Annotated in this window: 24 protein-coding genes and 1 tRNA gene; 17 read left to right on the top strand and 8 right to left on the bottom strand. The window is 52.3% G+C overall.

Annotated elements, in window-relative coordinates:
* Positions 1–94: 94 nt before the first annotated feature.
* The 7 genes from lptF (at position 95) to WNY38_RS01360 (ending at position 8,738) form a co-directional block, all read left to right on the top strand.
* Positions 95–1,246, top strand: coding sequence for an LPS export ABC transporter permease LptF (gene lptF / locus WNY38_RS01390; RefSeq protein WP_342855521.1), 1,152 nt, complete (start codon positions 95–97; stop codon positions 1,244–1,246).
* A complete protein-coding gene (lptG, locus tag WNY38_RS01385; protein ID WP_342855520.1) occupies positions 1,243–2,340 on the top strand; it encodes an LPS export ABC transporter permease LptG in 1,098 nt (365 codons plus the stop codon). Before lptF ends, lptG begins: the two co-directional genes overlap by 4 nt.
* A complete protein-coding gene (lptD, locus tag WNY38_RS01380) occupies positions 2,337–4,550 on the top strand; it encodes an LPS assembly protein LptD (protein WP_342855519.1) in 2,214 nt (737 codons plus the stop codon). Before lptG ends, lptD begins: the two co-directional genes overlap by 4 nt.
* 95 nt (positions 4,551–4,645) lie before the next feature.
* Positions 4,646–5,893: a peptidylprolyl isomerase gene (locus WNY38_RS01375; RefSeq protein WP_342855518.1), complete on the top strand. Its 1,248-nt coding sequence runs from the start codon at positions 4,646–4,648 to the stop codon at positions 5,891–5,893.
* A complete protein-coding gene (pdxA, locus tag WNY38_RS01370; protein ID WP_342855517.1) occupies positions 5,890–6,876 on the top strand; it encodes a 4-hydroxythreonine-4-phosphate dehydrogenase PdxA in 987 nt (328 codons plus the stop codon). Before WNY38_RS01375 ends, pdxA begins: the two co-directional genes overlap by 4 nt.
* Positions 6,876–7,718, top strand: a complete 843-nt coding sequence (gene rsmA / locus WNY38_RS01365; RefSeq protein ID WP_342855516.1) for a 16S rRNA (adenine(1518)-N(6)/adenine(1519)-N(6))-dimethyltransferase RsmA — start codon at positions 6,876–6,878, stop codon at positions 7,716–7,718. The genes pdxA and rsmA overlap by 1 nt, the downstream gene beginning before the upstream one ends.
* A 285-nt stretch (positions 7,719–8,003) precedes the next feature.
* Positions 8,004–8,738, top strand: coding sequence for a transporter substrate-binding domain-containing protein (locus WNY38_RS01360; RefSeq protein ID WP_342855515.1), 735 nt, complete (start codon positions 8,004–8,006; stop codon positions 8,736–8,738).
* 368 nt (positions 8,739–9,106) lie between these two features.
* Here the strand turns inward: WNY38_RS01360 and WNY38_RS01355 are convergent, their stop codons facing one another.
* From WNY38_RS01355 to WNY38_RS01330, 6 genes are all read right to left on the bottom strand, one after another.
* The gene (locus WNY38_RS01355) at positions 9,107–9,877 is read right to left on the bottom strand and encodes a DUF4167 domain-containing protein (protein ID WP_342855514.1); all 771 of its coding nucleotides are present in this window, start codon (positions 9,875–9,877) and stop codon (positions 9,107–9,109) included.
* 288 nt (positions 9,878–10,165) lie between these two features.
* Positions 10,166–11,011 (bottom strand): peptide chain release factor N(5)-glutamine methyltransferase, encoded by an 846-nt coding sequence (prmC, locus tag WNY38_RS01350; RefSeq protein ID WP_342855513.1) that lies wholly within the window; start codon positions 11,009–11,011, stop codon positions 10,166–10,168.
* 11 nt (positions 11,012–11,022) lie between these two features.
* Positions 11,023–12,072: a peptide chain release factor 1 gene (gene prfA, locus WNY38_RS01345; protein WP_342855512.1), complete on the bottom strand. Its 1,050-nt coding sequence runs from the start codon at positions 12,070–12,072 to the stop codon at positions 11,023–11,025.
* Between the two features lie 73 nt (positions 12,073–12,145).
* Entirely contained in the window at positions 12,146–12,574 is a 429-nt protein-coding gene (locus tag WNY38_RS01340; RefSeq protein ID WP_342855511.1) for a DUF1499 domain-containing protein, read from the bottom strand.
* 225 nt (positions 12,575–12,799) lie between these two features.
* Complete coding sequence (locus WNY38_RS01335; protein ID WP_342855510.1) at positions 12,800–13,390, bottom strand: outer membrane beta-barrel protein; 591 nt, start codon at positions 13,388–13,390, stop codon at positions 12,800–12,802.
* A gap of 237 nt (positions 13,391–13,627) precedes the next feature.
* Entirely contained in the window at positions 13,628–15,451 is a 1,824-nt protein-coding gene (locus WNY38_RS01330; protein ID WP_342855509.1) for an ATP-binding cassette domain-containing protein, read from the bottom strand.
* A 109-nt stretch (positions 15,452–15,560) separates the two neighbouring features.
* On the opposite strand from WNY38_RS01330, the gene WNY38_RS01325 reads away from it, so the two are divergent.
* Complete coding sequence (locus WNY38_RS01325) at positions 15,561–15,980, top strand: GNAT family N-acetyltransferase (RefSeq protein WP_342855508.1); 420 nt, start codon at positions 15,561–15,563, stop codon at positions 15,978–15,980.
* Between the two features lie 38 nt (positions 15,981–16,018).
* Here the strand turns inward: WNY38_RS01325 and WNY38_RS01320 are convergent, their stop codons facing one another.
* Complete coding sequence (locus tag WNY38_RS01320; protein ID WP_342855507.1) at positions 16,019–16,771, bottom strand: GNAT family N-acyltransferase; 753 nt, start codon at positions 16,769–16,771, stop codon at positions 16,019–16,021.
* 187 nt (positions 16,772–16,958) lie between these two features.
* On the opposite strand from WNY38_RS01320, the gene msrB reads away from it, so the two are divergent.
* Positions 16,959–17,378, top strand: a complete 420-nt coding sequence (msrB, locus tag WNY38_RS01315) for a peptide-methionine (R)-S-oxide reductase MsrB (protein ID WP_342855506.1) — start codon at positions 16,959–16,961, stop codon at positions 17,376–17,378.
* Positions 17,379–17,454: 76 nt separating this feature from the next.
* Here msrB and WNY38_RS01310 read toward each other — a convergent pair whose 3' ends face one another.
* Positions 17,455–17,940, bottom strand: coding sequence for an outer membrane protein assembly factor BamE (locus WNY38_RS01310; RefSeq protein ID WP_342855505.1), 486 nt, complete (start codon positions 17,938–17,940; stop codon positions 17,455–17,457).
* A gap of 79 nt (positions 17,941–18,019) precedes the next feature.
* Between WNY38_RS01310 and WNY38_RS01305 the strand changes: the two genes are divergently transcribed.
* The 8 genes from WNY38_RS01305 to WNY38_RS01270 all read left to right on the top strand — a co-directional run bounded on the left by WNY38_RS01305 (position 18,020) and on the right by WNY38_RS01270 (position 24,249).
* Positions 18,020–18,604 (top strand): DUF177 domain-containing protein, encoded by a 585-nt coding sequence (locus tag WNY38_RS01305; RefSeq protein WP_342855504.1) that lies wholly within the window; start codon positions 18,020–18,022, stop codon positions 18,602–18,604.
* 191 nt (positions 18,605–18,795) lie between these two features.
* Positions 18,796–19,002 (top strand): 50S ribosomal protein L32, encoded by a 207-nt coding sequence (gene rpmF, locus WNY38_RS01300; protein ID WP_215941998.1) that lies wholly within the window; start codon positions 18,796–18,798, stop codon positions 19,000–19,002.
* An 82-nt stretch (positions 19,003–19,084) separates the two neighbouring features.
* Positions 19,085–20,149 (top strand): phosphate acyltransferase PlsX, encoded by a 1,065-nt coding sequence (plsX, locus tag WNY38_RS01295; RefSeq protein WP_342855807.1) that lies wholly within the window; start codon positions 19,085–19,087, stop codon positions 20,147–20,149.
* Positions 20,150–20,174: 25 nt separating this feature from the next.
* A complete protein-coding gene (locus WNY38_RS01290; RefSeq protein ID WP_342855503.1) occupies positions 20,175–21,149 on the top strand; it encodes a beta-ketoacyl-ACP synthase III in 975 nt (324 codons plus the stop codon).
* A 113-nt stretch (positions 21,150–21,262) separates the two neighbouring features.
* On the top strand, positions 21,263–21,565 hold the full coding sequence (gene ihfA / locus WNY38_RS01285; protein ID WP_342855806.1) for an integration host factor subunit alpha: 303 nt from the start codon (positions 21,263–21,265) through the stop codon (positions 21,563–21,565).
* Between the two features lie 14 nt (positions 21,566–21,579).
* On the top strand, positions 21,580–22,908 hold the full coding sequence (locus WNY38_RS01280) for a MerR family transcriptional regulator (protein ID WP_342855502.1): 1,329 nt from the start codon (positions 21,580–21,582) through the stop codon (positions 22,906–22,908).
* Positions 22,909–22,997: 89 nt separating this feature from the next.
* Positions 22,998–23,074 (top strand) — tRNA-Pro (locus WNY38_RS01275).
* A gap of 95 nt (positions 23,075–23,169) precedes the next feature.
* Positions 23,170–24,249 (top strand): 2'-deoxycytidine 5'-triphosphate deaminase, encoded by a 1,080-nt coding sequence (locus WNY38_RS01270; RefSeq protein WP_342855501.1) that lies wholly within the window; start codon positions 23,170–23,172, stop codon positions 24,247–24,249.
* Positions 24,250–24,253 lie beyond the last annotated feature (4 nt).

Genomic DNA, 24,253 nt, shown 5'->3' with positions numbered 1-24,253 from the left:
TGTGCGGCGCACCGCTTGTGGGCGAAATTTTGCAGCGTATTATGGGTTTCGGACAGCTCTTTGAGCAGATAAACTCATTTTACTTAAAGACGCCTTGGGGAAAATTTTGGGTAGATTCGACAAATACTTACTCCACCAACTCATGATGTTGTTTGGACTGTTTTCCATGATCCTTGTCTTGGTATTTTGGGTCAATAAAGCTGTCATACTCCTTGACCGCCTTATGGGCGACGGGCAATCGATCATGACCTTTTTGAAGGTGACCACTCTTGGGTTACCGACGATCATTGCAGATGTATTACCCATCACGGCGTTTATCGCAGCGGTGTTTGCGATAAATCGCATGAGTTCAGAATCTGAATTGGTCGTCGTGCAAGCCACCGGCTATAGTCCTTGGCGGTTGGCGCGCCCAGTCTTGGTGTTTGGGCTGATTGTAACTTTGATGGTCGCATGCATCACTCATGTTCTCACACCACTAGCGCAGCGTGAATTGTCATTGCGATCAGCCGAAATCACGCGCGACGTCACGGCAAGACTTTTGACCGAAGGCACTTTTGTTCATCCTGTACCTGGGGTTACATTCTACGTCAGAGAAATTCCGCCCTCAGGTGAGTTGTTTGATATATACCTGTCCGATAGCCGCTCGGAGGGTAAGCGCAGAAACTTTTTGGCGCGCCGCGCTTTAATCGTCAAAGCAGATGAAGGTCCGGTTTTATTAATGTTTGACGGGGAATCCCATGAATATGACACCCTTGCCAAGAAACTATCGGTGACCACATTCAAGAGCTTTGCTTATGGTCTTGGTGACTTTTTGGACCCTATAGCCACGTCAAAGCGATCTTTGCGTGCAATTTCCACCTATGAGTTGATGACCGCCCCGACTTCTGTCATTTCAGAAACGGGTCATGACCGTGCGGAGCTGCGCAAAACGATCCATGAGCGTAATGCGAAAGCTCTGCTGGCGATTGTCGCGCCGTTGATTGGATTTGCAGGATTAATTGCAGGCGGGTTTTCACGTTTCGGGCTATGGAAACAGATTTTCCTATCCTTCGGCTTGCTGATTTTTGTCAAATCAATCGACAGCGCCGGCATTTCAGCAACGCGACGCGATCCAAACGAATGGCCGCAGCTTTATATGGCCTTGGTCGTTGGCTTGCTCATCACCACGGCTTTGTTGTGGTATGCTGCCGATCCAAATATGTGGCGCAAAAAATTGCCTAAGAACAAAGCGGAGACATCGCAATGATTTTGCATCTGTATTTCGCGCGAAAAACACTGATGGCTTTGGCAACAGTCGCAGGCATTCTATGCACGATCGCGTTGATGATCGAAATGATTGAACAGATTAGAATTTTTGGGCCCGCGGAACTGTCGCTTGGCACCTTGTTCTACCTTTCTGTGCTGCGCATTCCATATACGCTTTACAAGATTTTTCCGATTGTCATGGTCATCTCAACTTTGGTTTTGTTTTTGGGACTGGCCCGTTCATCCGAATTGGTTGTAACGCGCGCGGCAGGACGATCCGCAATGCGCGCCTTAAAAGCGCCACTGCTTGTCGCATTTCTAATGGGGGTTTTGGTGGTCGCGGTTTTGAACCCGCTTGTCTCGGCGACGTCACGAAAATTCGACCAACTCAAAACCGAATATCTTGAAGAGAAAAGCCAAATATTTTCGGTTTCCGACGAAGGACTTTGGTTGCGCCAAGGCGATGAAAACGGTCAAATTGTGGTACGTGCGAGCCAGTCAAATTTAGATGGATCTACCTTATTTGACGTAACCTTTTTAGGCTTTTCAATTGATGGCGCGCCTGAATTTCGGTTGGAAGCGGGCAGCGCTCGTCTTGAGCCTGGCGTGTGGAAGATCAAAAACGCCAAACGCTGGCCTTTGGCTGAAGGTGGCAACCCCGAGGCGCTTTCCGAAACCCTGGATGAGTTTGATTTGCCGACGACGCTGACACTTGATGAGATCCATGACACGTTTAGCACACCGTCAGCGGTGCCAATTTGGGAAATTCCCAGCTTTATAAACCGGCTTGAGAAAGCTGGCTTTTCAGCGCGATCTTATAAGATGTGGCTTCAATCAGAACTGGCTTTACCTTTAACGTTGGTTGCCATGATGCTTATCGGCGCAGGTTTCACGATGCGACACACACGCTTTGGCAATACAGCAAGCCTTGTGGTGACAGCATTACTTTTGGCTTTCGCATTTTTCTTCTTACGAAATTTCGCATCAATCTTGGGCGAAAACGGCGAAATCCCTATCGTTCTGGCGGCATGGGCCCCGCCTGTCGCCGTGATTTTGGCCGCTTTGGCGCTTTTACTACATTTGGAGGATGGGTGACCGTGACCTTAGTCAATTGCCGCGTAACTTTGCAAACACTGCACCAAGTCATCACAAGCGCGTTGCCCGCCTTGGCTCTGGCAAGCTCAGGTCTTGTCTTGATAACCGATCACGTTCAGGCACAAAGCACGACGTCTTCACGTCCCTTCGCACAGAATGCCACGACACAGAATGCAGCACTCTTAGCTGATTACGTGAACTTCACAGGCGCGCAGTTGATCGCAAATGGTAACGTCGAAGTCTACTACGACGACATACGTCTCTCGGCCGAGCGCATCACATATGATCGTGACACTGGCTCCTTGAATATTGATGGTCCGATATATCTGTCGCAAAATGGCGGCGACACAGTGGTTTTGGCATCTGCAGCCGAGCTTAGTTCTGATTTGCGCAATGGCATCTTGACCTCGGCACGGTTGGTCATCGATCAACAGTTTCAATTGGCAGCGGCCAGCATGGAACGTATCGATGGACGATACACGCGCTTGGCAAAGACGGTAAGTTCCACTTGTAAAATTTGCGAAGGCTCATCGGTGCCGCTGTGGCAAATCCGTGCATCCGAAGTGATTCACGACAGCGAGGCAAGACAACTCTACTTCACCGATGCGCAGTTTCGCCTTTGGGATGTGCCTATATTTTTTCTGCCACGATTGCGACTGCCTGACCCCACTTTAGAACGCGCAACGGGGTTCTTGGTGCCGGTTTTTCAGAATAACTCTACCATTGGTACAGGCATTCAAATACCCTATTTCATCACCTTGGGGGATCACCGTGACCTGACAGTTTCTCCTTTTTTGGCGACACAAGCACGTTCCCTTGATCTGCGCTACAGACAGTCTTACCAAAATGGTACGCTTGAAATTAATGGCGCATTGGGAACCGACGATACCGACAACGGGTTGCGTGGCTATATCTTTGCAAATGGTCTATGGGACGTTGGCAATGATCTACAGTTTGGCATCGATCTACGCGCCACATCAGACATCTCATATCTGCAGGACTACGATGTGTATGACGGGGACAGGCTGTCATCGCGCATGTGGCTTGAACGGTATGGATCAGACACGGCGCTAGATGCCCAATTGATTCACATCCGAACTTTGCGCGATTCAGAAGTCGATATTGAAGACACGCTGCCCTTCTTGCTAGGAGATGCATCGTATAAACACGTATTTTCGCCACAAAATCTGGGCGGCACGGCATGGGTCGAACTGTCGGCCTTCGGGTCATACAGAACGTCAGATACAGATGTTGATGGGATGGATGTCCTACGCACCAGCGCTGAAGCCGGTTGGAAAAACAGCGTCATTTGGGGGCCAGGGATTCGCGTCGATGGAATGGTGTCGACGGTTGTGGATGCCTATTCCATTTGGCAAAACTCAAACTATGAAGACCAAGTTGGACGTATCACACCGGGAGCCCAAGTGCGCTTGAGCTATCCCTTGGAGCGCACAACCCGTACCGGCGCCCACCAAGTGATCGAACCAATTGTACAATTGTCGTGGTCGCAAAGCTACGGCGGTGATGTCCCCGACTCAGACAGTATTTTGACCGAATTTGACGCCGGAAACTTTTTGGCCTTATCGCAGTTTTCTGGCAGTGATCGGCGTGGCGTTGGGGCACGTGGCGCTGTCGGTGTTAAATTTTCACATCAAGGCCAAGAGTTAAGTTACGGGGTTACCCTCGGGCGCATCCTCTCAAGTGAAAGTGACTCTGACTACACTGATGCGTCAGGTCTATCTGGCATGTCTTCAGATCTCTTGATCGATGCGTTTGCACAGTTGAACAACACCTTGAACCTGAGCAGCCGCGCCCTTTTGGACAACGATCTATCAGTCAACAAATGGGAAACACGGCTGGATCTGTTGCGCAAACGCTATTCTTTAGGTCTTGTTCATTCCTACGTACAAGCCGATGAAGATGAAGACCGCGACACGGATCTGGCCGAGGTTAGCATGGACAGTACAGTCAAACTGAATGACCGCTGGACGGCAACTGCAGACTACCGATATGATTTTGACGAAGCGCAAACAACGTCAACGGGCATAGAGTTTGAATATGCCAATGAATGTGCCAGCGTAACATTAGGCGTATCGCGCGACTACGAAGACTCAGATGCAACGGATCTCACGACCAGCTACTCACTCTCCGTAGGGTTTGGCGCCTTTGGAACGCAAAGTTCTTCATCGCAAGGAACGTGCGGGTTTTAGCGTATGAAATACATGTCTCAATTGGCCGCTTGGCCCGCAGCCACAAACCGCTTATGAAAGAGAAAATGACGCAAATACAAGACGCGAGGACGGGTATGAAAACGAAGAGCATTCGATCCAAGATCACAGGCTTTGTTCAGGTGGCATGTCTTTTTGCTGTACCATTTGGTGGCAGCGTTCTGCCTGTAAACGCGCAAAACCTGTTTGCGCCGGTTGCGCAGGTCAACGACTCTGTTGTTACGGCCTATGAGTTGCAACAACGTGTCCAGTTGATGAGCGTTCTCGGCGGTGGTGTGACAGACAAAGTGGCGCTTGATTCTTTGATCGACGAGCGTTTGAAAGTTGATGCCGCCAAGCGCGCCAACATTGAACCTGATGATAAAGCCACTGCAAAAGCCATCGACGACTTTGCCTCTCGCGGCAACCTTGCGCCTGAACAATTTTTGTCTTTGTTGAACAAAAATGGCGTATCCAACCAAACATTTCGTGATTTCGTTGTCTCTGGCCTCGCTTGGCGAGACTATGCGCGCGCACGATTTGTTTCCCGCGTGAACGTAAGCGAATCTGATATAGACCGTGCTTTGCGCGACAACGGCCCGTCAGGCGGGTTGCTTGTATCTATGTCTGAAATTTTCCTACCCGCGCGCGACGACAAAGAACGTGCCGCGTCTGAACTTTTGGCAAAACAAATCGCTGCCAACCCTTCCATTGCAGCTTTTGCAGCAGCCGCCCGTAAATACTCGGTTGCGCCAAGCGGAAAAGAAAAATCTGGTCGCATGTCTCCGACGCCTTTGGGCAACCTACCTGCTCCACTGCGTACTGCGGCAACGACACTGAAACCAGGGGAAGTGTCGGCCCCATTGTCCACAGGCAACGCAATCGGTATATTTCAACTGCGCGGTTTGTCAGAAATTGACACCCCTACGCCGCGCGCCACAAGCATTGAATATGCCGCTTACTATATTGCAGGCGGACGCTCTGAGTCTGGTTTGAAAGCGGCGTCAAAACTGCGCGCTAGCGTTGACACATGCGATGATCTTTACGGCATTGCTAAAGGATCGCCGGCCAGCGTGCTAGACATCGATACTTTGCCTCTGAGTGAAATCCCTGCCGATGTTGCCAAAGAGCTTGCTCAGCTTGACCCGGGCGAAAGCTCAATCGCGCTGACACGCTCAAACGGCGAAACCTTGGTGTTTTTAATGCTGTGTGAGCGCACCTTCGAGAAATCTGCAAATGTGGATCGCGAGACTGTGAAATCAGGTCTGCAAAGTGCGCGTATTGGCGCCATGGCAGACAGTCATCTGGCCGAACTGCGTGCAGATGCCACTATTGTTCGAAAATGACCCAAGCGCCCCCAATTGCCCTCACCTGTGGCGAACCCGCAGGTGTCGGCCCCGAAGTCGCGATTAAGGCTGCCCATTTGATGCAAGGACGCGTGCCTTTCTTTTGGATCGGCGATCCACGCCATCTGCCGGTGGGCACGCCTTTTGCAGAAATAGCGCAACCACAAGATGCGTTTGACATCCCCAAAGGTATTTTGCCTGTTCTTTGTCATCCCTTCAAAGCCCCTGCTGTGCCTGGTGAGGCCAACCTTGCCAATGCCCAAGACGTGATAGATGTGATCGCTCGCGCCGCCGAACTGGTGCAATCGGGCCAAGCCAGCGCCATGTGTACAGCTCCTATTCATAAGAAGATCCTGAAAGATGGAGCCGGTTTTGCCTACCCCGGCCACACCGAATATCTTGCCGCCCTTGGGAAGACAGATCACGTCGTGATGATGTTGGCTTGCCCCGAATTGCGTGTTGTACCTGCGACCATTCATATCGCGCTTAAAGATGTGCCGACGCAGTTCACCCCCAAAGTTCTAGAAGACACCATCCGCATCACCGCCACCGATTTGGCGCGTCATTGGGGCCTCACGTCGCCCCGCATCGCCATCGCGGGGCTCAACCCCCATGCAGGCGAAGGTGGTGCCATGGGGCACGAGGAACTCGATTGGATGACGGCTTTGATCACGCGGATGCGCGGGGAAGGCTTTGATCTCAAAGGCCCGATGCCCCCTGATACGATGTTCCATGCCCGCGCCCGAGCGGGATATGATGTGGCGATCTGCGCCTATCATGACCAAGCGCTTATTCCGATCAAGACCATCGATTTCGACGGCGGCGTGAATGTCACGCTCGGCTTGCCATTCATTCGCACCTCGCCCGATCATGGCACTGCGATGGACATCGCAGGTCAAGGCATCGCCAACCCCACATCACTGATTGCCGCGCTGGATATGGCGTGGGATATGGTTGCGCGCAGCGCTCAAGGACCAAAATAATGAAAAGTTTCGATGGGCTACCGCCCCTGCGCGATGTGCTTCAAGCCCATAATCTGGTGCCCAAAAAGTCTTTAGGGCAAAATTTTTTGCTCGACCTCAACCTCACATCCAAAATCGCGCGCCAAGCTGGTGACTTGACCAAATGTGATGTGCTCGAGGTCGGCCCCGGTCCGGGTGGTCTGACCCGTGGTCTTTTGGCCGAAGGCGCGCGCAAGGTTTTGGCCGTAGAAAAAGACATCCGCGCCATGGGGCCTTTGGCCGAAATCTCTGCCGCCTACCCCGGTCGATTGGAAGTGATCAATGCCGATGCTTTGGAAATCAATCCGCTTGAGCAACTCACTCCACCTGTGCGCATCGTGTCGAACCTGCCTTACAATGTGGGCACAGAATTGCTGGTGCGTTGGCTGACCCCACCCGAATGGCCGCCTTACTGGGCGTCTCTCACGTTGATGTTTCAGCGCGAAGTGGCCAACCGCATTGTTGCAAAGCCGGGCAACAAAACCTACGGGCGTCTTGCAATTTTAAGCCAGTGGCGCACCAACCCGCGCTTGGTTATGGAACTGCCACCAGAGGCCTTTACCCCTCCGCCAAAAATTCACTCTGCGGTTGTCCATTTCGAAGCACTGGAAAAACCGCGTTTTGAAGCAGATGCCAAAGTGCTTGAGCGCATTGTCGCAGCAGGCTTCAATCAACGTCGCAAAATGCTTAGAGCCTCTTTGAAGGGTGTCAAACCTGAGATTGAAGACTATTTGAACGCAGCAGGCATCAAACCCACCGACCGCGCGGAACAAGTGCCGCTCGAGGGGTGGTGTGCTTTGGCGCGCGAGATCGCCAAACCTTAAGGCAATTCACTTTAGATCAGATGTAATAGATCAAGCGTCGAAGACGGCTTGAACAACAGTCATGTCGATCACAGGCGTCACGCGCAGCCTTTGTTATCGACTTTGCTGACAGCAAAGCGAACTGCACGGACCGTTTCCTGCACACAAGCTATCAAGTGCAGGCGCACTCAACCAAAAAATCGGCTTTATAATTTTATTCATGGTCTTGTGCGACAAGAACTCAGCAAGAGTGAGTGAGCGCTGTCTCAATCATTCGTTCAATGTCACAGTTCGAAAAGGTAAATTATGGACATGTATACAAACTTAAAACGCGCAACACTCTTTGGCCTGTCGATGGCAATGGGCGGTTCGATTGGAGTTTCTGCAGAACCGATTAAAACGTTTTCCGCCGTTTTGCCACCATTTTCCATTGGTGAACCGGACATGCCTGGCATCACGCATGAACTACTGTTGGAAATAAGTGAGCGTACGGACCTTGAGTTTGATTTCGAGTACTTACCTTTTATACGGATGAATGCTGAAATTCAGAAAACACCCAATTCCCTTGCATTTACGGTGCTGCGCAGCCCTGCGCGAGAAGACATGTTCAATTGGATTGTCGAAGTCATTGTCACCAATGAAGTGTTTGCAACAACCTCCGCGGCGATAAACACGACTGACGAGGCCATAGCGCTCAAAAGCGTCACGACATTGGAAGGGTCCCCGCGCGCAAAACGCCTCACGGCAGCAGGCCTGACGAACCTTAAACCTGCAACAGATCCTGCGACCTCGGCCACTCTTCTAAACAAAGGGCGTGTCGAAGCCTGGTACACGTTTGATCACCGCGCGCGCTACCTGACGAAGGCTCAAGGTTTCGATCCAGCGACGATTGTCACCGGCGCACCGATTGTTGAAGCGCCGCTCTGGCTGGCGTCAAATACCACTTTTGACCCCGAAATTGCAGCTCAACTCAAAGCATCGATTGAAGAATTGAAAGCGGATGGAACCTACGGAAAAATCGTTTCCAAGTACACTGAATAGGGTGTGTAGAGTTGAGGCGATGGGCTCTTGATTTTAAAAGACTACCCCAAAACTGAGCCATGATGTTCATCCAGAACGATGTGGGTTTGCTCTTTAAAAGAATAATGAGATAATACAACATTATTGAATACTCAGTTTTTTTTACAAAAGACTAAAGTGCAACGTTCATACTGTTGAGCTCTCCGGCAAAGCGGTCAAGGTCATTAGCTGCTGTTCGTTCGAACGCCAACACCGGATCGCTTACGTCAGTGGCCACCCCGGGCTGGCTATATTCGAAACGTTTAAATCGACCCTAATGGCTCTCACCAGACATGAAAAAACCCGCCAAAATTGGCGGGTTTTTTAGTCTTCGCTATTGAAACAGCTTGCTATTCAGCGGCTTCCGGCGCATCGCCAGTTGGCGCTGCAGCAGGTGCATCTGCCGATTTTTCTTCTGTCTTTTTCTCGATTTCAGGCTCAGCGGCTGGCTCTGTTATGGTATCAACTTTTGGGGCACGTGGTGCGCGGGGTTTGCGCGGCGCGCGTGCACGTTTTGGTTTGGGCGCTTCTTCTGGAGTTGCCACAAGGCCAGAGTCCGTGTCCGAAGGCACATCGACAACAGCGGCAGGTGCTGGAGCTAAGATGTCAGGCTGATCGCCCTCGCCAGGGATTGCAGCTGCGCTGGGTTGCTCTGTAGCATCACTATAATCATTGCGAGGACGGCGCGCAGGGCGTTCAGGACGTTCAGGACGATCACCACGTTCGCCTTGATCTGTGCGCTCACCACGTTCGGTACGTTCACCGTTGCGCTCGGCACGGGCTACGCGTTCAAGACGCTCAGCCTCTTGACGATCACGACGTTCTTGTTGTTCGCGTTCTTGCTGCTCGCGCTGCGCATCAATCTCTTTTTGCGCGGCGCCAAGCAAACGTGTGTAATGCTCTGCGTGCTGCTGAAAGTTCTCAGCGGCAACGCGGTCATTGCTCAACTGTGCATCGCGTGCCAATTGGTTGTATTTTTCGATGATCTGTTGCGGTGTGCCGCGCACTTTCCCCTCTGGCCCCGAACTGTCATAAGTCCGGTTGACGATATTGGTCGCAGAGCGGTTGCTGTTGTTGCGATTGTTCGGCTTTGACCGCGAACGATTTTTCGAAGATCTCATATGTTTTGACTTTCGCGCCTATTTGCGCCGGATCTTTGGCCCGGCTTGCCTAAAATGTGGCCTATAAACTGGCCCGTAACGCTGCTTAAGCTACATCAGGTCCAAAGGATCCAAGATGAGCACCAGCAGAGTTTTGGGTGACTGCGAGGGGGAACCAATCCCATCCTGCGCATATGTGAGTAAACATGACTGGTATTTTTTTACAAGTCGTTTTGTGTAATATGGCCCTGTTTTAAGCATATTTGGACTGACAACCCAAAGTTTAGAGGTAAAAATCTAATGTTTTGCTCATATCGACAAAACTGACTTAGGAGCCACGCCACAGACAACACGATCACGCCCGTCCAGATCGGGCACAATCCGCACGGCTTTTAATCCTTGCGTCAAAAGCATATCGGCAACGGCGCGCCCTTGGGTTGGACCGATTTCCAATAAAATCCGTCCTCGCGGCCGCAGATGTGCCAAGGCACCAGCGGTGATGATGCGGTAGGCGTCCAAGCCGTCCGCTTCATCCGTTAGCGCCATACGGGGCTCGAACGACAGCTCTGGCGACAGATCGGGCATTTCATCCAAGGCGATATAGGGCGGGTTGGAGACAATCAGATCAAACGTGCCAATGATGTTTTCAAACCAATCGGACTGGGTAAACCGCACGCTATTGCTAAGACCCAATTGATCTGCGTTGGCTTGTGCAACGGCAAGCGCCGTGGGCGACAGATCACTGCCCTGCCCCTTGGCCAAAGGTTGATCGGCCAGCAAGCTCAGCACGATCGCGCCAGAGCCCACGCCCATGTCGAGCACGGAAGAAAACGGCTGCTTCAACGCCTCTGCGACCAAAATCTCGGTTTCAGGGCGTGGATCAAGCACATCGGCGGTGACTGTGAAATCGCGACCATAAAAACTGCGACGCCCCAAAATGTGACTGACAGGTTCACGTGCAATGCGGCGCGTAATGCAGGCGTCAAAAGCCGCATTTGCATCAGCATTTAGCTCATCAGGCGCGATCAGAGTGATCCGACTGACATCTATCTGCAAAACATGCGCCATCAAGACACGCGCATCGCGCACAGCGCCATCGATACCCGCCTCAGTCAACCGCCGCGCGGCCACAACAAGCGCCTGTTGAACAGTCACTTGCACAGGGTCTATTGACCCATCTCAGCCAAAAGCGTCGCTTGGTGATCGGAAATCAAGGCATCGATGATTTCATCCAAATCCCCCCCCATAACCGCATCCAATTTGTACAGCGTCAGGTTGATACGGTGATCAGACAAGCGGCCTTGCGGGAAATTATAGGTGCGAATGCGTTCAGAGCGATCACCAGAACCAACCTGAGATTTGCGATCTGCAGAGCGTTCATCATGGATTTTTTGACGTTCCATATCGTACAAACGCGCTTTGAGCACGTTCATGGCAATCTCGCGGTTGCGGTGCTGCGATTTCTCAGCCGAAACAACGATGATGCCTGTGGGCAAGTGGGTGATGCGCACAGCGGAATCGGTGGTGTTCACGTGCTGACCACCCGCCCCTGACGCGCGCATCGTATCGATGCGAATGTCGTTGGCTTGAATATCGATATCGACGTCTTTGGCTTCGGGCAAAACCGCGACTGTGGCCGCAGATGTATGCACCCGCCCGCCACTTTCGGTTTCTGGCACACGTTGCACACGGTGCACACCAGATTCGAATTTCATCCGCGCAAAAACACCATCTCCGACCACATTGGCGGTGACAGATTTAACACCGCCCAGATCGCCCTCAGACAGCTCGATGATGTCGAATTTCCATTTCATGTTTTCAGCGTAGCGCTGATACATGCGTAACAGATCACCCGCAAAAAGCCCCGCTTCATCGCCGCCTGTTCCGGGACGAATTTCCAAGATGGCAGAGCCATTGTCGGCGGCATCTTTGGGCAGCAATGCAATTTGCAGCGCCTCTTCGATGACTGGCAATTGCGCTTTCAGCTCTGGCAATTCGAGTTCCGCCAGCTCTTTCATATCGGGATCATCCAACATGGCTGTCGCGTCTTCGATGTCTTGGGCGACCTGCATATAGGCGCGGACTTGATCGACGACTGGGCGCAGCTCAGCATATTCGCGGCCCAAAGCCACGATATCGCCTTCGCCGGTCGACATGGACGCTTCGATAAACTCAAAGCGCTGGGTGATTTGATGTAGGCGTTCTTCTGGTATCATGGGAAAGGTGTTGCCCGCTCACGGCCACAGGGTCAAGGGGCCAAGGCCGTCTGTCAGATAAAATACGTGCGGATCACTGTGCGTTTTCGACCATTGCGCGCCATGCCATCACACGTTTTCCATTGACGCCGATATCACTTTTACCAAAGCGCAAGCGTGCAAAGATAGCAACTTCAGTCCCTTCAATGGTCTCGCGCACGCCAATGGTTGTCACATCAGGAAAGCCCCACAACGCGCTGCGGGTGACAAAAGACATGCGTGCCTCAGATGGTGATCCTGCCAAAACAACAGTACGCGGTGTCGCCAATGCCACCGCGCGATATGCCTCCAAGGTCGCGACGGCCCCAAGAGACGACATAAAACGCTGCAGCACGCCGCCTTCTTTTGGTGGTTCGACCTCAAAAGGGTCAATATTCCATCGATCTGCAACCATGGGCGACAAACGCACATAGGCCAACGCAGCAATAAAAATGATAAGGACGCTATAGAGAGCAATTTTCATTTGGTTTTCCTTACATGGCCCGATGGGTATACTAGGCGCAATTGATAAGACGACGCGCTACATCACTTCAAAAGGCCTCAAGGCGCCGATGCGCGTTTGGCAATCCCATACCCAAGTCCTCAGTTTTATAGAACCGCAAAACAGTAAAAATGCAAAACCCCCGACCCAACAAAGGATCGGGGGTTAAGTGTTTTAAAGAGGTAAGATGTTTACCCCACAGTCGCTTTAGAAGCGGTAAGCGATTTTCGCACCGACTGTTGCCGCAGACAAATCTTCGCCGCTGTCGTCAAATTCGTTGAAGTCGTTTTGCAAAACTTCAAAGCCAGCAACAACTGCGTCAGACAAAGCGTAGTCAGCGCCGATACCGTAGCTTACGCCTGTGTCGGAGTAATCTGTGCCATCGATAGTCGCATTGGCGTAGTTGGCGCCAACGATGCCGTAAACAACAACTTTGCCAAGGTCATAACCAGCACGCAATTTCAAACGAGTCATGTCGTCGATAGACGAGTCATCGTTTTCCAAGTCTGTTTTCGCGTACTCAAGTTCGCCGCCCAAAACCCAGTTGCCAAGGTCATAGTTGTAGCCACCGAAAAGGCCGTATGTTGCGTCGTCGGCTTCATCGGCAATATCTTCGCCCCAGCCGTAGCCAGCAGAAAGACCGCCGTAAAAGCCAGACCAATCCGCGTCAGCGGTTTGTTGTACGGGAACAACAACAACAGGTGCTTCAACAGGTGCTGGGTCATAGCTGCCTGCGAGTGCTGGAACAGCGAAAGCGAGTGTGGATGCGGATGCGAGTGCAAATGCGAAACGGTTCATATCTATCTCCTGTACGCCTCTTCAATGAGGCCATTATGATAGGCACGGGCATCTTGCCCTGTGCGTCTATAACCGAAGAAATACTCATAATTTTTCAATTAGCTAGAGGCCGGTCGTTCACAGTCACGTGAGAAAAAGTTGATCTCATCAAACCTGCACAGTGGCTTCACTGTGGCTGCACATTCACGCGATTTAAGGGCTGTTTATAGGCCGTTTTCAGCGCATAATAAGCGGGTTTTAGCCAGCGTTGCGCTCTTCCAAATCGATCCATTCAGCCTCGACCGTCTCGAGAGCTGTTTGGCGTTCGGACAACATCTCCGTCGCTTTGGCAAACTTCGCAGGATGATCTGTGAACAGTTTAGGGTCTGCCATCAGCTCCCCCAGTTTGGCGATTTCTGCCTCGATCCGCTCAATCTCCGCCGGCAAAGTTTCCAAGCGGTGCTTTTCGGTGAAGGATAGTTTGGACTTCGCCGCAGGTGTAGGCTCAGCGATTTTTGCTGATCCCTTTTGCTTGGACTTCATATTGACGGTCGTTGCCGTTTTCTGGGCTGTGGCTTTGCGTTGGCGTTGATAGTCGCTCCAACCGCCAGGATAAACAGTCGCCTGCCCGTCGCCTTCCATCGCGATGGTCTGCGTGGCCACACGGTCGATGAAATCACGATCGTGCGAGACCAGCAAAACAGTGCCTGAAAACTCGGTCAACAGCTCTTGCAGCAAATCCAGCGTCTCAATATCCAGATCATTGGTCGGCTCATCGAGCACCAAAAGGTTGGACGGTTTCGCCATGATTTTCGCCAAAAGCAAACGCGCTTTTTCGCCACCAGACAGCGCCGATACGGGCGCACGCGCTTGGGAATCGGAAAAGAGGAATTCTTTGAGATAGCCAACAACATGTTTGGGATGACCACGCACCATGATCTGATCGGCGCGACCAGAAACGGTGAGGTTTTTTTCAGACAGCAAGGCTTCCCAAAGGGTCAAATCTTCGCGAATATTGCTGCGGGTTTGGTCGAAAACCGCCACATCAAGCTTGGTGCCAAGCTTAATTTCTCCAGAATCAACTTCAATCTCGCCTGTGAGCATTTTCAGCAAGGTGGTTTTGCCCACACCGTTCGGCCCGACAAAGGCGATACGATCCCCGCGGCCGATTTTGATGTCAAAATTGCTCAGAATTTGCTTGTCGCCAAAGGCTTTGGACACGCCGATGGCTTCGACCACGCGCTTACCCGACACTTCGGAGACTTCCAGATCCATGGCAGCGGTGCCTTGACGACTGATCTGCGACGACTTTTCAGCGCGCAGATCTTGCAAAGCCCGCACGCGACCTTGGTTACGTGTGCGACGCGCAGAGATGCCTTCGACAGCCCAACGGGCCTCAGCTTTGATCTTGCGGTTCAATTTATGACGCTGTTCGTCTTCTTCTTCCCACAGTTTATCGCGCCAAGCTTCAAAGGCGGCAAAGCCTTCTTCTTGGCGGCGCACTTGACCGCGATCGACCCAAAGCGTGGCTTTGGTCAAACGGTTCAAAAAAGCCCTATCGTGTGAAATGATCACATAGGCCGTGCGGGTGGTTTTTAATTCTTCTTCGAGCCATGCGATGGCTTGGACGTCCAAGTGGTTGGTCGGCTCGTCCAGCAACATCAATTCAGGCGCTTCTGCCAACAATTTGGCCAAAGCCGCACGACGGCGTTCGCCCCCCGATGCAGTGGCGATCAAGCCTTCTGGATTGAATTTCAACCCTTCGGCGACCATGTCGACTTTGTAGCTTTCCATGGGATCAAGCTGGGATGCGGCAAATTCACCCAAAGTGGTGAAGCCTTCCATCTTGGGCTCTTGTTCCATGTAGCCCACCGTGGTGCCAGGACCAAGGACACGGGTGCCCTTGTCGGCCTCCATCAGTCCGGCCATGACTTTCATCAAGGTGGATTTCCCCGATCCGTTTCGCCCCACTAAAGCGACACGGTCGCCTTGTTGGACGACCAAATCGAGGCCATCAAATACGGGATCTCCGCCAAAAGTGAGCGAGATGTTCGAGAGCTGGAGTAAGGGTGCGCGTGCCATGCAATCCCGCTACAATGGCCCGCAATGAACGTCAAGCGGTCCTGAGTTATATAAGGTCTGGAACAGCATTTGAGCGCATATATATTATGTACAAAACACGGGAGGCCCTATGATCGTTGAAATTCGCAGCATAACTGCCCAGCAAACGCTTGATTTGCGGCAGCGTGTTTTATGGCCAAACAAAAGTCGCGCCGAGATGCATTTGCCGGGCGACGAGAATGCTCTGAATTTCGGAGCTTATCAAAACGAGGTTTTAGTGGGAATCGGCAGTTTTTTTCGCGACCCCGACGCCGCATCCGTATTTCGATTGAGAAAGATGGCCGTAGAGCCAAAGCTGCATGGCCAAGGGATCGCACGCAGATTGATTTTTGCAGCCCGTACAGAGCTCAAAACCAAAGGCGCCACGTTAATTTGGTGCGATGCACGGTTGAGTGCTGCGGGGTTTTACCAAAAATGCGGATTTAAAATCGACACAGAGGTCTTTCAAAAATCCGGCATGGATTACGTCAAAGCGCACCTGACGCTGTAGAGGCATATGCGGTAGTGTCAGGCGCTTTAGAAACAGGTTTACCCCGCCACAGCGCGCAGAAGCTTTTTACGAGCAGGTGGAATCGCACTGATTTCCACGCCGGTAAAGACGTGCATCGTACCAAGGTCACGATCCACCACAGCGTGATCCGAAACCCATCCCCCCATCATCAGATAGGTTTTCAACAACGGCGGCATCGCCAAAGCGGCGCGTTTTGCATTGGGTTTGCGGCGCAGGCGCGCGGCGAATTTAAAAACATTGGGCGCTTTTACATGCGGCAGCAGCCCTTTTGGTCCCAAATGCCGGTGCTTCAGCATCGCCAAAGCATCGGCATGCACAGCCCAGTCGGTGCCATGAAACGAGGAACAGCCAAACAGCATATCCACAGCGTTATCATCGACATAGGTGGTCATAGCCCCCCAAGCGACGCGCAAAATGTCTGCGTCACGCCATTCAGGATGCACGCAAAAGCGTCCCATCTCGACCATGCGACCTTTGTAGGTGGCAAGCTTGTCCAACCCGTAATACTGCGCGGAATAGCTTGTGCCGATATCACCACCGTCTTTGAGGTCCAAAAAGCGAAAACAGCACACAAGCTGGCCGGATTTGCGATCTTCGATCAAAACATGGTGGCACAGAACGTCAAAGTCGTCCGCGTCAAGCCCATCTTTGCGCGCCAGCGTCCCTGCCTCGGCCACGAATGCGATATACCGCAAGCGCTGCGCAGCTGCGATGTCAGCACGATCGTTGGCGATGCGGACAGTGTACCGCGATTTACGCAAATTCAACATGGTTAGGCCTTTTGTATATTCCGCATTATGTCCTCCGCAGATCGCGGCGTGACCAGAGTATGAGTGCCCTAAGGATAACCTACAAGGTATGACAAAAGTTTGACGCCACGTGATATCGCTATGCGCTGGTGGTTCGGGTGAAAACTACTACATTTCAAAAAACGCCCATATATATTTAGGAGGCCTCATGTCGAACACACCAAAGGTCAACAAGTCAGACGCCGAGTGGAAAGAGGCACTTGATCCCGATGCCTACCGTGTTACCCGCGAACAGGGCACGGAACGCGCCTACTCGCACCCTGGGTTTCCAAAAGAACCGGGCACGTTTCACTGCGTATGTTGTGGAGCTGAACTGTTCACCCAAGACACCAAATATGAAAGCCATTGCGGCTGGCCAGCCTTTTATGCCGCCAAAGACGACGCGCCTGTGGGCGAAAGTCATGACACAACTCACGGTATGACGCGCACCGAAGTGCATTGCGACGATTGTGGCGCGCATTTGGGACATGTATTTCCAGATGGGCCAAAACCAACGGGCCGACGCTATTGCATCAACGGCGTGGCGCTGCTGTTTGAACCCAGTGACAACGCAAGCCAAGACGATTGAACGGCAAAATCACAGCTAAAACGACAAACGGCGGCCTAGATAGGCCGCCGTTTTCATATCAAAGCTATGGAATCTGTTATTGAAGCAACTGTTCCGCAGAAATCTGTCCCAAGTTGCCAAACAGCTGACTTAAGAACGTCGTACCCTGCACATTAGACGTCGTAACCCGCTGCGACAGAACGATCACACGCCCTTCGTCCAGGCCAAAACGTTCTACATTTGTCACAACGCCACTGTCGTTGAACGAGATGGCCAATACTTGGCGATCTATCTCTTTTGGTTCAAACGCGCCCAAGTGCTGAAACTCAGAGCGCACGTAATACCAACCAGACGCGGCCAAAAGACCTTCGGCTTGCGGCGGACCAACCACCTCGCGTACGGTATCCTTTGTATCGCGTCCCACTACGATTTTGGCCAAAGCCTCATCAGAAGGAAGATAGCCATGATTGCGAATTTGCGCGACACAGGCACTCAGCGCGCAAGCGCCTATAATCATCAACGCGCCTTTTGCTATGCGGCCAATCCATGATGTCGTCCGGTCGATATTGATCATTTTGAGCATAAGCCCCTCTTGCGTTGTGCCGTCTTGCCTTTTAATCGGCTTATACGACCACCGCGCGACGATCAAGGAGAACGCATCCATGTCTAAAAATGGTACGAAAATCAGCCTAAACACGTGGGGCGCGTCTTTTCGCCTGTCCGATCTGTCCAGCACCCGTGAGCACAGCTTCACTTTGGAGCCCGATGCGGCGCAAATGAAGTCCCTACGCGAAGACCTTGGCCTGCTTGGTCTTAAAAAACTGCGCTTTGAGGGCAGTTTTATCCCCGCGTCCAAACACGATTGGCAACTTAAAGCTAAACTTGGCGCGACCGTATCGCAGGCCTGCGTCGCCACGCTTGAACCCGTCACCACCCGTGTCGATGTTATCGTGGAGCGGCTCTACACATCAGACTTTAACGATCCCGCTTTGGCCACAGCCGAAAACGAATCTGAGATCGAAGTGCCCAAAGATGACACCGTCGAGCCGATTCCCGTATCGCTCACTTTGCTTGATGTGGCTTCTGAAGCCTTGGTTCTAGCCCTGCCAGATTACCCCCGCGCATCGGATGCAGAGCTGCCAGAGACCCTATTTACACAGCAGGGTACCGATGCAATGACCGATGAAGACACAAAACCTTTCGCTTCATTGAAAAGCCTACGTGACAAGCTGGAAAAAGGCGACTAAGACGGGCCATCAATTCGCTGCAAACAAAGGCCTTGCAACATACGTATTTCTCAGTATGTTCCCGGCCTCAATTGCATGTTGGGGTTCGACCGTTTTGCGCCACGCAAAATGACGCCGGATTGCCGATAAATTCAGGGGCGACGCCCCACAGTTCCGGGGCACTCTGCCCCCATAAATTCGAGGTTGTGCCAATGGCAGTCCCAAAGAGTAAGATCACACGTTCACGCGGCGGCCAACGTCGTTCACACGATGCATTGGTTGCAGGTAACCCAGCGGAATGCCCAAACTGTGGCGAGCTGAAACGCCCACACCACGTTTGTGGCGCATGTGGTCACTATGCTGACCGTGAAGTTGTCGCGCAAGCTGACGACATCGACTACGACGAAGACGCAGCATAAGCTCGACCGATAGAGTATCAGCATGAGCGCACAGAACCCCACCGAGGCCCCTTCGGCAACACCCGAAGATGCGGATAAGGTCATGGGGCGTCTGGGCGCTCTTGCTGGCACGCGGGTCACTTTATCTATCGACGCCATGGGCGGCGATCGCGGACCGGCAGCTATCGTTGCCGGTATTTCGCGTTCTGCATCTAAAAACGACTGCGTGAATTTTATCATACACGGTGATGCCGCAGCGCTGAAAAAACTTATACAAAAGCACAAACGCCTAGAAGGTCGCGTTGAAATACGTGACGCGCAAGGCATTGTTTCCATGGACGAAAAGCCATCTCAAGCCATGCGTCGCGCGGATACATCAATGCGCTCAGCCATCGATGCCGTCAGAAACGGCGAGGCACAGGCTATTGTCTCTTGCGGCAACACAGGTGCGCTTATGGCGACCTCAATGATCCGTCTGCGCAAAATCGAAGGCGTCAATCGTCCTGCGATTGCTTGCCTTTGGCCCTCACGCAATCCGCAAGGGTTCAACGTGATGCTGGATGTCGGTGCAGACATCCGCGCCGATGCACGCGATCTGTTGCAATACGCCATGATGGGCGCCTCTTATGCCCGCAACGGCCTTGGGTTGAAAAATCCACGGATCGGCTTGCTGAACGTCGGTACAGAAGACCACAAAGGCCGCGCAGAACTTAAAGAAGCTCAAGAGTTGATCGCGAAATCGGCTAGCATTGGCGGGTTCCAATATGAGGGATTCGTTGAAGGTGGCGACATTCCAGGGGATCGGGTTGATGTTATTGTGACCGATGGGTTTACTGGCAATATCGCTTTGAAAACCGGTGAAGGCACCGCGAAACTTGTTGGTGATTTCCTCAAAGAAGCCTTTAAGGCCACGCCTTTGTCGCGCATTGCCGCCCTGCTCGCCTTGACCTCTTTGCGCCGTTTGCAAAAACGAATCGATCCACGCCGTGTGAACGGCGGCGTTTTCTTGGGCCTTCGCGGAACCGTTGTGAAATCTCATGGCTCTGCAGATGCCACGGGCGTATCTGCAGCCATCAAACTGGCCTATGAATTGGCCGCGTCTGGCTTTTCTGACCGCTTGGCCGCACGGGTTGCATCCGCCGCAGCCGCAGCGCAAACTGAACAATAACAAATAACAAATGTGAGCAGACACTATGACCGTGCGGGCAGTTATCAAAGGTGTTGGCCATTATCTTCCCGAGCGTGTGGTGCCAAATTCGGAATTTGAGGCAACCCTAGACACCTCGGATGAATGGATTCGCACCCGTTCCGGTATTGAGCGTCGCCATTTTGCCGCCGAAGGTGAAACCACATCGCAGTTGGGGGCCCATGCGGCACGCGCGGCCCTTAAAGATGCAGGCCTTGAGGCTGATGATATTGATATGATCATCGTCGCCACATCGACACCTGATTTGACCTTTCCCTCTGTCGGCACGATGATTCAAAAAGAACTGGGCATGACAAAAGGCTTTGCCTTTGATGTGCAAGCCGTTTGCGCCGGATTTGTCTATGCTTTGTCCAACGCCAATGCGCAAATCGTGTCAGGCCAGGCCAAACGTGTTTTGGTGATCGGCGCGGAAACCTTTAGCCGCATCATGGATTGGACCGACAGGTCAACCTGTGTATTGTTCGGCGATGGCGCTGGCGCACTTGTGCTTGAGGCCCAAGAGGGCACTGGCACCTCTGATGATCGTGGTATTCTCTCTGTTGATCTGAACTCCGACGGCAATTACCGCGACATGCTCTATGTCGATGGTGGCGTGTCTTCGACGGGCGATTCCGGTAAATTGCGCATGCAGGGAAACGCTTTGTTCCGCCAAGCCGTGTCAAAACTTGCCTCTACAGCCGAGACCGCCATGGATAAAGCAGGCATCACAGCCGCTGACATCGATTGGGTTGTGCCCCATCAAGCCAACATCCGCATCATTGAGGGCACCGCCAAAAAGTTGGGTCTGCCCATGGATAAAATTGTTGTCACCGTTCAAGACCACGGCAACACTTCTGCGGCGTCTATTCCTTTGGCGATGTCTGTCGGAAAAGCTCGTGGCCAAATCAAGCAAGGCGACATCTGCGTTGCAGAAGCCATCGGTGGCGGCCTCGCTTGGGGCGCTGTCGTTTTGCGCTGGTAATAGACCTTTAAGCAAAACGGCCATGTTGCACCTGAACGGTGTTGCCCAAGTCATTGATATTGACGGATGCTTTGCGACCTGCCACTGTTATTTTAAATCAACCACAGGGGACAATTATGAGCAAGACTTTGACACGTATGGACCTAAGCGAATCCGTTTTTCGCGAAGTGGGCCTGAGCCGCAATGAATCTGCACAGCTTGTTGAAAGCGTTTTGCAGCACATGTCAGACGCCCTCGTAAAAGGGGAAACCGTCAAAATCTCTTCCTTCGGCACCTTTTCGGTCCGGTCCAAATCTGCCCGCGTTGGCCGCAACCCAAAAACCGGGGATGAAGCCCCTATTCCTGCGCGTCGCGTGATGACCTTTCGCCCATCCCACCTCATGAAAGACCGTGTCGCAGACGGCAATAAAACCTAAGGCACTGTTGTTAAATGGATAAATCGCCCGACGCTTTTCGAACGATCAGCGAAGTTGCCGATTGGCTCGGTACGCCCGCGCATGTTTTGCGTTTTTGGGAAAGCCGCTTTTCACAAGTCAAACCCGTCAAGCGCGCAGGCGGACGACGGTATTACCGTCCATCTGACATGGTTCTCCTCGGTGGTATTAAAAAGCTTCTTCACGACGATGGCATGACCATTCGCGGCGTTCAAAAGCTTCTGCGCGAACATGGCGTGCGCTATGTTGCCTCGATGTCACCACAGATCGAAGGCGTCGATCCGGTTGAGCCACCCCGCGAATCTGTTGGCCCCGTGCCTGCAGCGCCTATGGCCGAGGACGTGCCAACAGGCGCATTTGACAAAACGCCTGTGACGCAAGAAGAAAGAATAATTCCATTTTCTAGATCAGATATTCCTGCGCAACCTGATCCGAATGCGCTTGCACAAACCGTTGCACGTGATGCCCCAGTTGACTCAGCGCTTATGGAAGAATCTGCGCTTCCAGATACGGATGATGTGTCTACCACAGATGCTGCTGAAGCACTGATGATTGAAACCGATGCACCACGTCCTCCAACCGTCGAAAGTATTGAACCGAATCCTGCGCATCGAGCAACGGCACAAAAAATCGCAGCCAAACCGGAGGCGTTAGAGTCGCCTGTTGCAGAACCAGACTTGGCTCCTGCTGAAGATACATCCCCAGCTCCCGCGCAAGTCACCTTTGATTTCGGTTTTGACTCTGCGTCTAAAGCGGATGAACTCTCGACTGCGTCCTCCCTGGCAAACAACGCCGCCTTTGAAGCTGCGTTGCAAGATGCGCTGGCAACTCATGACGCCGATGATGATGTTTCTCATGAAGTTGGATCCCTGCCAAAAGCCAACGTTGAGCTATCGATAGAAACTGCTGAGCCAATTGAAGAACAGGTTGCGGAACTCGGTGGAGATGTTTCAGATAGCTTTGCCCCAGAGACGGCTTCAGAAATTGCGCATCTTGAGCCAGACAAAGGGACTTCACAGGACATTTCAGAGCCTGAGAGCCAACAGGGTAACTCAGATGAGCTGTCTGAAACTTTAAAAGATCTACAAGAATTTGAAGTTACGCTCACTGAGCCAGTTGGCGACGTACCCCAAGAATATCCCATCCAGAACCTACCAACCGATGCAATTTCTAATGATTTAGAAGATGATGCGATGGGTCTTGATGTACCTGAAGGTGTGCTTGGAAGGCTTAATAAAAACGCGCTGGCCTCAGACCCACAGCAGGTTCAAGCCATTTTTAACCGCGTTACGGCACTCAAAGCAAGACTGTTACGAACCGGATAGATCTTTGAACAGAAATACAACAAGCACGAGATACAAATGCACATTTCGCGCTTGCCCCGCCTAACAAAATCATTAGAAAGGCGTCAGTTCGGGCTATAGCGCAGTCTGGTAGCGCGTCCGTCTGGGGGACGGAAGGTCGCAGGTTCGAGTCCTGCTAGCCCGACCACTAAACCCCCACAAAAATGCCCGCATGCGTCTATCGCAGCGGGCATTTTTGCGTTAAGCACAATCACAATAAAAAACGGTAGAGATTGGGGATAGATGATGGGCGTACTCGCAGATCAAGCAATTCAAAACATGATCGAAAACGGGGCCATAACCGCCACGCCGTCTGTCATTCCTGAACAAATTCAACCTGCATCATTGGACTTGCGTCTTGGCAATCGTGCATGGCGCGTGCGTGCTTCGTTTTTGGCGGGCGCTGGCAACTCAGTCGCGGATCGCCTAACAGAATTCGAAATGCATCAAATCGACCTGAGTCATGGTGCCGTTTTGGAAAAAGGCTGCGTCTATGTTGTGCCTTTGATGGAAAGCTTGAACCTGCCGCAATCCGTGCAAGCCGTTGCAAATGCTAAGAGTTCCACAGGTCGCCTTGATCTATTAACCCGTCTGATCACCGATGAGGGTGTCGAATTTGATCGCATCGCACCGGGGTACTCTGGTCCGCTTTTTGCTGAAATTTGTCCTCGGTCTTTTTCTGTTCTTGTGCGTCCAGGGATGCGCCTTAATCAAATTCGCTTTCGTGAAGGCCAAGCGGTTTTGAGTGATCCCGAATTGCACGAACTGCATATGCACAGCCCACTTGTTGATGGCGAAGTGGTGATCGATCAAGGTTTGGGATTTTCTGTCGATCTGCGCCCTACTGAGGGCGATCTTGTTGGGTACCGAGCCAAACCGCATACGGGCGTGATCGACCTTGATAATATCGGGCACTACGATCCTGCTGACTATTGGGAACAGATCCACACCAAAGACGGGCGGATCATTTTGGACCCTGGCGCGTTCTATATTTTGGTCAGTCGTGAAGCCGTCCATATTCCACCAGAAATGGCGGCTGAAATGGCGCCTTATCTAGCGATGGTTGGCGAATTCCGCGTGCATTACGCTGGCTTTTTCGACCCCGGTTTTGGCCATGCCAACGCAGGTGGCGCAGGATCGCGTGGCGTATTAGAAGTGCGATGCCATGAGGCCCCTTTTGTATTGGAACACGGGCAAATCGTCGGGCGCCTAGTGTATGAGCGCATGAAAGAGGTTCCAAACCGTTTGTATGGCGCTGATCTGGCGTCCAATTACCAAGGGCAAGGCCTGAAACTGTCGAAGCACTTCAAATCACCCAACTAAGTCA

This window comes from Pacificibacter sp. AS14, assembly GCF_038899935.1.
GTDB lineage: Bacteria > Pseudomonadota > Alphaproteobacteria > Rhodobacterales > Rhodobacteraceae > Celeribacter.
This window is presented reverse-complemented; position numbering and strand designations above follow the sequence as displayed.